The organism is Pontibacter sp. GD13 (genome assembly GCF_058216355.1).
In genome coordinates this window covers 1-12,258 of the sequence record NZ_JBYZMQ010000015.1, presented here as the reverse complement: position 1 = coordinate 12,258, position 12,258 = coordinate 1, and the positions used below count along the sequence as shown (strand labels likewise).

10 protein-coding genes and 1 rRNA gene are annotated in these 12,258 nt (G+C 48.9%); 3 read left to right on the top strand and 8 right to left on the bottom strand.

Going from position 1 to position 12,258, the window contains the following annotated elements; translation table 11 throughout:
- The first annotated feature begins 13 nt into the window (after nucleotides 1-13).
- Entirely contained in the window at nucleotides 14-1,123 is a 1,110-nt protein-coding gene (locus AC4BAN_RS16130; protein WP_490565445.1) for a chorismate mutase, read from the top strand.
- Between the two features lie 127 nt (nucleotides 1,124-1,250).
- Complete coding sequence (locus AC4BAN_RS16125; RefSeq protein WP_490565444.1) at nucleotides 1,251-1,577, top strand: DUF3817 domain-containing protein; 327 nt, start codon at nucleotides 1,251-1,253, stop codon at nucleotides 1,575-1,577.
- Nucleotides 1,578-1,670: 93 nt separating this feature from the next.
- Here the strand turns inward: AC4BAN_RS16125 and AC4BAN_RS16120 are convergent, their stop codons facing one another.
- A complete protein-coding gene (locus AC4BAN_RS16120) occupies nucleotides 1,671-3,641 on the bottom strand; it encodes a transglycosylase domain-containing protein (RefSeq protein ID WP_490565443.1) in 1,971 nt (656 codons plus the stop codon).
- Nucleotides 3,642-4,000: 359 nt separating this feature from the next.
- Between AC4BAN_RS16120 and purB the strand changes: the two genes are divergently transcribed.
- A complete protein-coding gene (gene purB, locus AC4BAN_RS16115) occupies nucleotides 4,001-5,353 on the top strand; it encodes an adenylosuccinate lyase (RefSeq protein WP_490565442.1) in 1,353 nt (450 codons plus the stop codon).
- 54 nt (nucleotides 5,354-5,407) lie between these two features.
- On the opposite strand, the gene AC4BAN_RS16110 is transcribed toward purB, so the two are convergent.
- The 7 genes from AC4BAN_RS16110 to rrf all read right to left on the bottom strand — a co-directional run bounded on the left by AC4BAN_RS16110 (nucleotide 5,408) and on the right by rrf (nucleotide 12,255).
- Nucleotides 5,408-6,559: a glycosyltransferase gene (locus tag AC4BAN_RS16110; RefSeq protein ID WP_490565441.1), complete on the bottom strand. Its 1,152-nt coding sequence runs from the start codon at nucleotides 6,557-6,559 to the stop codon at nucleotides 5,408-5,410.
- Nucleotides 6,559-7,533, bottom strand: a complete 975-nt coding sequence (locus AC4BAN_RS16105; RefSeq protein WP_490565440.1) for a glycosyltransferase family 2 protein — start codon at nucleotides 7,531-7,533, stop codon at nucleotides 6,559-6,561. Before AC4BAN_RS16105 ends, AC4BAN_RS16110 begins: the two co-directional genes overlap by 1 nt.
- A gap of 3 nt (nucleotides 7,534-7,536) precedes the next feature.
- Nucleotides 7,537-8,055 (bottom strand): DUF4199 domain-containing protein, encoded by a 519-nt coding sequence (locus AC4BAN_RS16100; protein WP_490565439.1) that lies wholly within the window; start codon nucleotides 8,053-8,055, stop codon nucleotides 7,537-7,539.
- Nucleotides 8,056-8,078: 23 nt separating this feature from the next.
- Nucleotides 8,079-8,588, bottom strand: a complete 510-nt coding sequence (locus AC4BAN_RS16095; protein ID WP_490565438.1) for a DUF4199 domain-containing protein — start codon at nucleotides 8,586-8,588, stop codon at nucleotides 8,079-8,081.
- 68 nt (nucleotides 8,589-8,656) lie between these two features.
- On the bottom strand, nucleotides 8,657-9,919 hold the full coding sequence (locus tag AC4BAN_RS16090) for a dihydroorotase (RefSeq protein WP_490565437.1): 1,263 nt from the start codon (nucleotides 9,917-9,919) through the stop codon (nucleotides 8,657-8,659).
- 1 nt (nucleotide 9,920) lies between these two features.
- Nucleotides 9,921-11,921, bottom strand: a complete 2,001-nt coding sequence (locus AC4BAN_RS16085; protein ID WP_490565436.1) for a BatA domain-containing protein — start codon at nucleotides 11,919-11,921, stop codon at nucleotides 9,921-9,923.
- 222 nt (nucleotides 11,922-12,143) lie between these two features.
- Nucleotides 12,144-12,255: ribosomal RNA gene (gene rrf, locus AC4BAN_RS16080) — 5S ribosomal RNA — on the bottom strand.
- Nucleotides 12,256-12,258 lie beyond the last annotated feature (3 nt).

The following is a 12,258-nucleotide window of genomic DNA, read 5'->3' as shown; positions in this document are numbered from 1 at the left end:
AAATAGTATAGCCATGAGAGCGAGTAGAGACACCATCCAGCTAGCACCACAAGGAAGTTTCCGACAGGCAAACGGCCAGCTTGTGCTGATTGCTGGTCCGTGCAGTGCCGAAAGTGAGGAACAGATGCTGGCAACAGCCCATTTGCTGAAGCAGGTAAACGGCGTTTCAGTTTACAAGGCGGGAATCTGGAAATCGCGTACACGCCCCAACAGTTTCGAGGGGGTAGGCACCGTAGGTTTGGAGTGGCTGCAACTGGTAAAGCAGCATACAGGTTTAAAAACCGCCTGCGATGTAGTGAGTGCGCAACAGGCGGAGGAAGCACTGAAGCATGGCGTTGACATCCTTTGCATCAGCGGGCGGGCCAGTGTAAACCCTTTCGCCATGCAGGAACTTGCCAGCTTGCTTAAAGGGTACAATACACCTGTGTTGGTAAACAACCCGGTATACCCGGATCTGCGCTTGTGGATAGGCGCACTGGAGCGCCTGCAGCAGGCAGGTGTATCGGACCTGGGGGCCATACACCGCGGCTTTGCCGCCGATGAACAGCATCCTTACCGCAACCATCCGAAATGGGACCATGTGCTGGAATTAAAACAGCTGCTTCCTACGCTTCCTATCCTGTGCGATGCCAGCCACATTGCTGGCAAACGAAGTATGCTGTACCCGGTAAGCCAACGTGCTGTGGAGCTGGGCACCGACGGCCTACTGTTCGAGTCGCATGTGCACCCCGCTGCAGCACGCAGCAGCCAACAGCAGCAGTTAATGCCCCAGGAACTTGGCTTGCTGGTGCATGCGGTTGTAACAAAGGTAAATCTGACTGAAACTACCGGCATGGTCGACATGATGGATGAACTGAGCAAGGAAATTGACCATCTGGATGACGAGCTGCTGGAACTGTTGCTGCGCCGGTCTGCGGCCAGTAAAAAACTGGGCACCCAAAAAGGGCTGAGCAACGCGCCGGCAAAGCAGGCATCGCGCTGGCAAAAGCAACTGGAAGGCTGGCTGCAGCAGGACCATATTTCCGGGCTGGATGAAAACCTGGTTAAAACCGTGGTCAGGGCCCTGCAACAGCATTCCGCCGAAACGCAGCATACTGCACAAAGCACTACTGCGGTAGCTTAAAAAAAGCCTCTCTGCCTTGTAAAGGGCGGAGAGGCTTTTTTTGTATTCCCGCTAACTTACCAGGCACGATTTGTAACTTTGCTATGTTACTCAAACTGAACAATTCTTATCTACTTTACTTCTTAATATGAAGACCCCCATTTCGCGGTTCCGCACTATCGGTTTTTACGAGGGCCTGTCTTATCTGCTATTGCTGGGCATTGCCATGCCTGTAAAATATTTGCTGGGAGTGCCCGAGCTTGTAAAGTATGTCGGATGGGCACACGGTGTCTTGTTTATACTTTACATGGTTAGCCTGTTGCAGGTAACCCTGGTCCATCGCTGGTCTTTTTGGAAAGTGGCTGCCGGGGTGCTGGCTTCTCTTTTACCCTTTGGCCCTTTTGTACTGGATAAAAAACTGCTGCAACACGAAGAAAGGGCTGGCAAGCCGGAAAAAGCAAAACAAGCGGCTTAAATACTCTTATTACAGGTAGGTGTCATCTTCCGGAGGGCACCACACAAAACGGCCTCGCGAGCAATGCTTGCGAGGCCGTTTTGTGTGGGTATGTTAATAATCCAACAGGTCTATCGTTTTTAATTCAAACTCTGTGGTATCCTGTTCCAGGGTATCAGGGTTGGTCACGATCAGGTCGCGGGCCCGGCCATAAAGCCTTACGTTCGGGTACAGGTTATCGTATTCTTCTTGCGAGATGAGGCCCCGGCGGCGCATGTGTCCGCCGATTAACCTGTAGTACCCCCCCTTCCAGCTACGCAGGTGGCCGGCGCTGTCAAAAGAAGACCGGTACCTTTTAGGGCTTGGGATGATACTTGTCAGGAAAATGGCCTCAGCCAGGTTCAGTTCCGATGGTTGCTTGCCAAAATAAAAGCGCGAGGCATCTTTTGCTCCGTACACATTCGGCCCCCACTCTATGATATTGAGGTATACCTCAAACAGGCGGTTCTTGGAAACCAGATCGAGGTTCTCGATCATCCAAACGATGATCGCCTCTTCTACCTTTCGAGCCACAGTTTTTTTCCGGGACAGAAACACGTTTTTAACCAACTGCATGGAGATGGTGCTTCCGCCCCGCGCAAACTCCCCTTTCTTAATGTTCTGAATGATCGCCTGCCGAAACGCCTCCTCATGAAAGCCCTTGTGACGGTAAAAACCGGCATCCTCGGCTGTAAGTATGGCATTGCGCAGGTAAGGTGATATTTGGCTGATAGGGCTGTAAAAGGCATTGGCCGGCCCTACGGTAAAGGTTCTTACAGGCTTGCCGTACTCGTACACGGTATGCGTAAACGACCCATTTATTTTCTGAATGTTGGTATTGCCCCATTTCGTTATCTTGAAATCTTTGGAGGCATCCAGGTCAGAGTCGAACATCACCTGCTCCACACTATCCATGTTCAGGTGAAACTTTAAGTCGTACTGCAACTCGCCCTGCGCCTGTATCCCCTCCAGGTTCTCGAACAATCCCGCTGGCAACGAACTGAAGAAATCGTTTGCAGGCATCACTTCCGTATTTACTCTCAGGTCGTATATCTTGGCATCTTTGTTCTGGTAAGCGGCATACACCTTTGCTGTGGCTTTGTTAACGCGCACTTCTGTCAGGCTATCGATCACGAACAAATCAGGCCCCAGTGTAACGGCATAGTCCACCGCGCTTTCCCGTACGTTAATGTCCTGGTCAGATAGCTTCGGGTGGTTAAGGGTCAGGTTGTTCACCATAGCACGGCCCTTTACTGTAAGCTGGTCGTTTTTAAACTTTTTATCGGTCAGGCTAATGTGCAGGGTGTCGAAAGCCACCTGCCCGTCGAACTTCTCTTTAATGTAAGGGATGCGCATGCCCTTATCGTCAAAGGCATACAAACTGGCGGAAATCCGGTAGTCTCTTGGGTCAATGGTGCCGCGCATCCTCAGGTTATTCTCTACAGAATCTGTAAGCAGTGTTGCCTGCGCCTCTATGTAGCCGTCATCCATGCGGAGGTAAGGCATTTTAACGCTGATGGTTCTATTGGAGGAAACGTAGGAAGCGTTGAGGTTTTTAAAATCGACTTTATCCGGTACGTTATCAAAGGCAGTTTCAATAAGGCGGTTCAGCAGCTTGCCATAGTTGCGCCCCTGCGTGGTATCGACAGGTTCCTGTGCTTCCTCATTTTTAAACAAAAAGCCAAAATTGGTTACATCGCCTTTTTTCCGGGCTGTCAGGTAGCCATCGGTAACCATAAGCTGCTTAAAAACTATCCGGCCCTTAAAAATAGAACGAAAGCTGATGCGGGCATACACACTGTCTGTGGTAAAGAGCGTATCGAGGCCATGCGGCACGAACGAGATATCCGTTAAAACAACTGAGTTCCAGTCGTCAAACGCGGCACTCCCGATGCGCAGGTCCGCAGGGTATTTATTTTCTACTTTCGCCTCTACGCGATTAAGGGTATACTCCAGTACCCGGCTTCTAAAAACAAACAGAAGTACTACTACTATCAGAAGAAAGGCTAGCATGCCGCCAGCCCATACAAGAATTTTCTTTTTCAAACGCTGGTCCAAAATATCCGGTGCGAATTAACTAATAAGATTTGTATCTAAAAAAGGAAGCACATGCAAAATTTACCTTGCATCGATACACATGTTGTATATATACTAATTACAATACACTATCCTTACGGCAGTTTGCCCTTTTAGATATTCAATTTAAAGTTTAGCTGGCAAGGGCCGTGCCAGGTTAAAGAACATGTTTTTCTTGTAACGCGTTAAAAAACGCTACAGTTCAACAACTTAAGCCTAATAAAACAAAGTAACAGGTATCAGAACAATAGATTCATCCTTTCTGAAGTTTGCCTTTATTGGCTAAAGAAACAATCCTGCTTATCTTTGAACAAAGAACTTCTACGCACATGAACCTAACATCACTTACAGCTATTTCGCCGGTTGATGGCCGCTACCGTCGCAATACGACTGAACTTGCCAGTTATTTTTCAGAATTTGGCCTAATACGCTACCGGGTGCTGGTCGAGGTCGAGTACTTTATTGCTCTCTGCGAGCTTCCATTGCCTCAGTTAGCACAGATTAAGCCGGAGGTGCATGCGCAGCTGCGCGCACTTTACGAAAACTTCTCAGAAACCGATGCCCTGGAGATCAAGGAAACCGAGAAGATCACCAACCACGATGTAAAGGCAGTCGAGTACTTTATCAAAAACAAGTTTGATGCGCTTGGCCTGGACGCTTACAAAGAATTCATTCACTTCGGCCTTACCTCACAGGATATCAACAACACGGCTATTCCGCTCTCCATACGTGAGGCTGATGCGCATGTGCTACAACCCGCCTACCAGCGCCTGCATCAAACGCTGCACGAACTGGCACAACAGTGGAAAGATGTTCCGATGCTGGCGCACACGCACGGGCAACCGGCCTCCCCCACCCGCCTGGGCAAAGAGCTGATGGTGTTTGCGGAACGCCTGGAGCTGCAGATGGACCTGCTGCGCCAGGTGCCTTTCTCGGCTAAGTTTGGCGGGGCAACGGGAAATTTCAATGCCCATCACCTGGCTTACCCGGCTATTAACTGGCCAGATTTCAGCAACCGTTTTGTGCAGCAGGCACTGGGTTTGCGCCGCAGCCAGTTTACCACGCAAGTGGAGCATTACGACAACCTGGCTGCCTATTTTGACGGCCTCAAGCGCCTGAACACCATCTTGATCGATTTCTCGCGGGATGTTTGGCAGTATGTGTCCATGGGCTACTTTAAGCAGAAGATAAAAGCCGGGGAAGTAGGCTCTTCCGCCATGCCGCACAAGGTAAACCCTATCGATTTTGAGAACGCCGAAGGAAACCTGGGCATGGCCAACGCTATTCTGGAACACCTGTCGGCCAAACTGCCTATCTCACGCCTGCAGCGCGACTTAACCGACTCGACAGTGCTCCGGAACGTTGGGGTGCCCCTGGCACATATCCTGATCTCGCTGAAGTCGTTGGAAAGAGGCATCGGCAAACTGGAGCTTAACCAGGCAGCGATTAACAAGCACCTGGAAGACAATTGGGCCGTGGTGGCAGAGGGCATTCAGACCGTTCTGCGCCGCGAGGGCTATCCGCAGCCCTATGAGGCGCTCAAAGCGCTTACCCGCAAAAATGAGCAGATGACGGAAGCGCGCATCCATACTTTTATAGATTCACTGCAGATCAGCGACCCGTTAAAAGCAGAATTGAAGAACATAACACCTTTCAACTACACGGGCGTAGAGCTGCTGTAACGGCACCGGTTGCCGCAAAATAAAGATGCCCGATTGCCTGCCGATCGGGCATCTTTATTTTGCATGAACCTGATCTGCCAGCTGCCAAACCTCTTGTACAAAAAGGCTCCAACTGAACTGCTGCTTAAAGGTCTTTATATTTTCGGTAAAGGAAGGAGCATCATCTGAAGTATAAAACTGATCTATGGCCTGTGCTATTGCCTGTGGTTCTGGCGCTACCACGTATCCCACCTTGCCATGCGGCACAAGCTCTGCCAGGCCTCCCACATCGGTAACCACCATGGGTTTGTTAAAGTGGTAGGCTATCTGGGTTACACCACTTTGGGTGGCGTGTTTGTAAGGCTGTACCACCAGATCGGCGGCACAAAAGTAATGACGCACTGCTGCATTGGGTATAAACTCCGTGCGAAGTATGAGCTTATCCTGCAAACCAAGCTCCTGTATTTGCCGGAGGTAAGGCGCCTCATCTTCGTAGAATTCACCTGCTATAATTAACCTTAGCTCCGGATGCGACTGAAGCTGTTGACTTGCCATCGCTCGGAGCAGTAGGTCCAGCCCTTTATACGCCCTGATAAACCCGAAGAAAAGCAGGTATTTATACTTGGTGTCCAGGCCCAGTGCGGCACAGGCCGCCTCCCTGCTTTCGGCTTGCCCAAAATTATCATAAAGCGGGTGTGGCAAGTATAAACTTGGCTTTCCGGGTGCAAACTGTTGCAGGTCCTGCTGCACCGCCCGCGACATGGTGATAAAACCGTGACAGGCGCTCAGAAAATACCTGGTAAGCCAAAGGTCACCGGGCCGCTTTTCATGCGGCACCACATTATCGGTTATGGCCAGCACCCTGCTATACCTGTTTCTGCGGATGATGCGGGCAATAGTGCCTAAAGCCGGGCCCATGAACGGAATCCAGAACCGAAAAATGACCAGATCAGGCTTTTGCTTACGTATATAGGTGCCCGCTTTTAACCAGCTAACCGGATTGATAGAGTTGATCAGGACTTTGATGGAAAGTCCTTTAGGAGCCGGTTCCACCGCGTACTGGCTCTTGCCCGGAAAAAGGAAACTTGGATATTGCAGGCTGAAGGTCACGATTTCCACTTCAGCACCATCCTCTTGAAAAGCATAGGCCAGGCGCTCATTAAAGGTAGCCATCCCTCCGCCGCGTAGCGGATAGGCCGGGCCCACAATCACGACCTTTCTTCCCATTACTTTTTAAGGGCGCCTACCTTATCCCTGATGAGGTATTCATTATTCTTGTTGGAGGCGAGCGAGATCATCTCGGCCAGAAATCCGGCCAAAAACAACTGCACCCCAAGTATAACGGCTACAAGCGCAAGGAAGAACAAGGGCTGGTCCACCACATCTCGCACGCGTCCGTTAGAGGAGATGTCAAATATTTTCTGGGCGATCAGCCAAATGGTTATCCCCAGACCTACCACGAACATAACGGTACCAAGTGTGCCGAAAAAGTGCATGGGCCGCTTTTTAAAACGACTGACAAACGTGATGGAGAGCAAATCGAGGAAGCCGTAAACAAAGCGTTCCAGGCCGAATTTGGTGGTGCCATACTTCCGTTCCTGGTGCTGTACGGGTTTCTCCGCGATTTTCGTGAACCCATTCCATTTGGCGATCACAGGGATATACCGATGCATCTCACCGTGTACTTCAATGCTCTTTACCACCAACTGGCGGTAAGCCTTCAGGCCACAGTTAAAGTCGTGCAGCTGAATACCAGACAGTTTCCGTGTTGCCGCATTGAAGAATTTAGTTGGGATGGTTTTGCTCAACGGGTCAAAGCGCTTCTTCTTCCACCCGCTCACCAGGTCAAGTTTCTGGTTCTTGATCATGTCATACAGCGCCGGTATTTCCTCGGGGCTGTCCTGGAGGTCCGCATCCATGGTAATGACCACTTCGCCGGAGCAGCGTTTAAAACCCTCGTTAAGCGCAGCAGACTTGCCATAATTCCGGTTAAAGCTAATGCCTTTCACAGCATTGTCTTCGGCACAAAGCTGATTGATCACATCCCAGGAGTGGTCGGTGCTGCCATCATCCATCAGCAGGATTTCATAAGAAAGCTCGTGCGCATGCATAACGCGTTTGATCCAGCGCACGAGTTCCGGTAAGGATTCCTCTTCGTTGAAAAGAGGAACAATTACCGAGATGTCAAAAGGGTATTGCATGTTTTATTCAAACTCCGGACGGCTGTTCTTCATTACGGCTGCAATGATCAGCGACAGAATAAAGCCTATAATTAACGTTATAACGGCAGCGCCCAGGATCATGGTAAGTGGTCCCTGGAAATTTTCAGCCATTTTCATACCTGCATCTATCTGCTCATCAGACATGCCTTGCTCCAGCATTCTAACACGCTGCTTCTCCATCATGTTGCTCATGTAGTTCGGATCAACAAACGTAGTGTACAGCCAGGTGAACAAACCTGACAGGAAACCGAATACCACCGAAACGATAGAACCAATGCCCAAGCCCTGGCCATACGACATGTAACCGTAGTTTATCGCTTTATACTGCTTCATGGCCAGCACAATGCCTGCAATTAATATAATATAAGCCGCGCTGCTCAGCCAGCGGTTGTCGCCGAGGTCAGTCACCATCAGAATCAAAGAGTAAACTACTCCTACCAAGGCTGTCAGTAAGCCATACTTCAGGGCTACAGATGTTACGGAAGGTTGCGTTTCAGTCATGTTTTTATTGTTTTGGTTATAGGTTACTTGCGAAAAAAAACGGCTGCTATCAGCGCAAAAACCCCTCCCACAAAAATCCTCCGCACAAAATCATCGGCTGCCAGCATACTCGGTGTAATAGAACTTAAGGCTTTGTATCCTTCGTCGTACATATGCTGCCCTAAAAGTTTAATCTGCTCCTCACGGGTCTCCTCCAGTAAGGTGCGCATCTCGTTCACATGCGTTTGCAGCAATTCGGGACCAGCGACATATAACAGCAAAAAAACAAGCATGGCTGCACTCAGCGCCGTGTAAAACGAAACCGAAAGCCCCACACGCAATCCTTTTAAGAAGCCGATACTGCCTTCTACAAAGAATTTATAGTACTTGATAGCCAGGAACATGAAGATCGGAATCGGGATATAAGATATCCGGCCCAATTCACCGAACGGATTCACACCTGACACATACAACACCAGCACTAGTACAAAACAAACTACACCGCACAGCACACCATACCTTACCCCTACCCTTGTTATTGTCTGATCAAACATAGTGTTCCTGTAAATTGCCCGTATTTAGCAATATCAACTAAATATAGGTATAAATATATTAAAAATGATTAATGGAGTACAAGTTGTCCCTTGTGTAATATCCCGATAACCTTACCTTTTAGCTCCATTCCAAAAAAAGGACTGTTTTTAGACTTGGATAAGGATTTTTCAGCGGATGGGCTCCAATGCTGGTCGGGCTGGAACAAGGTTAGGTTGGCAGTCTGCCCTTCGGTAACAGACGGCTCCGGAAGCCCCAGCACACGGCGTGGGCCTTCAACAAATTTCCGGAGTAACTGCTCCAGCGGCACGCAATCTGAAAGAGAGGTGCAGGCCACCGAAAAAGCTGTTTCTATACTACTGATTCCAAAATCGGCCAGGTCAAACTCCAGTTTTTTCGCCTCTGTGTCGTGGGGCAAATGTGCTGACACCAGCGCATCGATCGTTCCATCCAACAAGCCCCGCTTGATGGCCGCTACATCCGTTGCATTCCGGAAAGGTGGTGCCACCTTAAAATTAGTATCGAATGGTAGAATGGTTTGATCCGTGAAGGCGGCCTGGTAGCATGCCACATCACACGTCACCCGAAGCCCTTTGGCCTTTGCAGACCGGATTGATTCTATGGCGGCAGCAGTAGACACGAGCGAGAAGTGAATTTTTCCCCCGGTATACTGGAGGAGCTGCAGATCGCGGGTCACCACTATTTCTTCTGCCAACGACGGAATCCCTTTCATTCCTAAGCGTGTGCTTACCTCTCCTTCGTGTATTTGCCCATTCTCAGTCAGGCGTGTATTCTCCAGCTTATTAATAAACAAGCCGTCAAATAACTGTACATACTGCAGTGTTTTTAAGATCACATCAGCCCCTTGCAGCGGCTTGCTCCCATCAGAGAATGCTATGGCTCCCGCCTGATGCAGATCTATCATTTCTGTCAGATCCTGGCCCAGCGTATCCTTGGTTACAGCTGCAATCGGGTGAAGCGTTACTGGCAAGCGTTCGGAACGGTTGATCAGGTACTGTACTGCGCCCTTGGTTTGAACCACTGGCTCCGTATTGGGCAGGCAAAGCACTTCCGTAAACCCGCCTTTGGCAGCGGCCGCGGCCAGGCTCTCCAGGTCTTCTTTGTACTCCAGCCCAGGCTCACCGTTAAACGCGTGCAGGTCTATCCAACCGGCAGAAACCCAAAGACCATCCAGTGCTATCACCTTGTCAGCCTCCTTCTTTTCAGAACCAATGTACACAACCATTCCACTGTCAACAAGTATATTCTGCTCCTGCAGGTGATATGCTGATTCCGGACTATAAACTGTTACAGCTTGAAGAAGTACTTTCATGTTAGAGTAATCTAATAAGAGCTATTTCGGCCATTAAGAATACCAGACACAATATTAGACAATATTTCCAAAGCTTTACGCCAAAATATCTCTTTTCGAACTCTCCTCTCACTGAAAATGCATCTCCGTAATCATAGACATGCACATTAGCGCGGTTTGGGATCAGGGCACGTAGTTCATCAGGACTATACTGTGCTAACCTGGACTCTGCGTTACCATAGTTAAAAGCCAGCGTTGCCACGTCCTGCCCATGTCGTCGTAAAGTGTAAAATCCGGCCTGTTCCGTTTCCGCAGGAATTTTAAAGTATAGCTGCCCCCCACGAACCTGTTGCTCCGGTATAAAAGTTAAGCTGTCCTGACGCAGTTCAAAGACACCATCCTTCAATTGCTCTGTTTGCACAGGAAACTGTATAGTTCCCCTGTCCAGTGCATAGGCCATCTGTCTTTCTTGCTTATAGCCGGAAATGACCATCTTATACATGATTGGAACAAAAAGGGCATGGTTAACCAAAGAGTTAGACGCTTGCTCAAGCGGTGCCGCCATGAGATACACATGCCCTTCGCCCCTGTCAAATCGGGACAAGAAAGCGGCACCACCTCTAAATTTAAGGATATCTTCAGAAGCTCTTGACCAGGCTAAACTTTTAATAGCCGAAGGCATATCCATTTTGGGGTTATACTCTGAAAATATGGTTCGGAAAAAGGGGTTATTTGCTTCTGGAATAGCCAATGCACTGCTTTGACTGCCCTTGGCATTTCCAGTAAAGTCTGCCGGTATATTTAAGATATCAAATAAAGACTTGTAACTGCTACGCTCACCTTGAGCAGGAGGAAACAGAATAAGTGTGCCTCCGCCTTTTACATAATTTGCAACAGTACCCGCAATTGCTGGAGTGATGGTTTGCAAACCATTCAGAAGCAGCGCATCTGCTTTAGCGAGGGTAGCGTAATTTATATTACCTGTTTGATAAGCGGTAAATTTAAAAAGGGGCTCACCGGCATACAGCTTTTGCAGTTTACTTTGCGGCGCATCAGAAATCTCAACGATATTTATCTCTGTGGAAGGATCCAGAACAAAATAATAGGTATTGTCAAAATCAACGGGAAAGTCTTCTACCTGCACATAGGCTTTCTGGGTACCACTTCCATCAAACTTAAAATTTAGGACAGCCTCGGTAGTTTGTTGCGGTGGAAGATCCAGGCTAAGGGCTGCCACTTGTTTGTTATTGATAAAAAGCTTTACGGGAACATCTGTTACAGTTTCCGTTCCCGCATTCAGCAGGCGGATGTGTAAAGCGTTTTCAGCCGACGTCCTAATGAACTCATCGTCCAGGTAAACCGAATCAACGGCTATGTTTTGTGCGTCAGTGGCAGCAATAGGTACCAGGTGTATCTGGGTCAGGGAATCATATCCCGTTAGGAGTGATGGGTTAAAGGTAGATTTCTGAAAATCTGAGACTATAAACAAATGGGCAGGGTTCTTTCTAGCAGAGAAGGGTTGCGAGGAAAGGGGAGTAAAAGCTAAATCGTCCAGCATACCATAAGCTTCAGCAGCCTGTAAGGCTGCTCCGTGGCTGGTTCTATTATTCGAAGTGACAGTAAAAGAAGTAGTGGCGGGAAATAACTTTAAAATTGATTTTGCGCGATCAGTGGCTGCATTCAGCATGGATATATCCTGCACAGCATCCATGTTCTGCATACTAAAAGAATTTTCTATACTTATAACAACATCCCCCTCGGTATCAACAGCTGCATGCTGCAAAGCAGGAAAATATGGCTGAGCAAAGGCCAGCACTAAAAATACAATAAATAAGATGCGCGATAGAAGGATGAGAAGTTGCTTGAGGTTGCGTTGGCTGGCAGTCAGATCTTTAGAAGCCTGAATAAACTTCACATTACTAAATACCAGTCGCTTAGCTCTTCTGAGTTGCACCAAATGCAAAACCAAAGGAATGGCAATAGCTGCCAGGGCAAACAGGAAGGTGGGATACAGAAAAGCCATAGCCCAAGTTAATGATGAAAAAAGATAAAACAAAGCATTGACCTACGCCTGCAGCGCACTAAAGTGAGCACGAAAAACACCATAGGATACATTTCTACGGTTACCTTGCTTTAAAGAAGTTTCCTACCCTGCGCCAGTCGGCGTTGCCGGTTGCTGCTGTTTGGGGGCTGGCGTAAACGCAAAGCGGGGCAGGCCCTGTTGGACCTGCCCCGCAGTGTGTGGGGTTGGCGGCCACCTACTCTCCCGGGTGTGACCCCAGTACCATCGGCGCGTCCGGGCTTAACTTCTCTGTTCGGGATGGGAAGAGGTGCTCACCGGAGCCATAGCCGCCATTCTC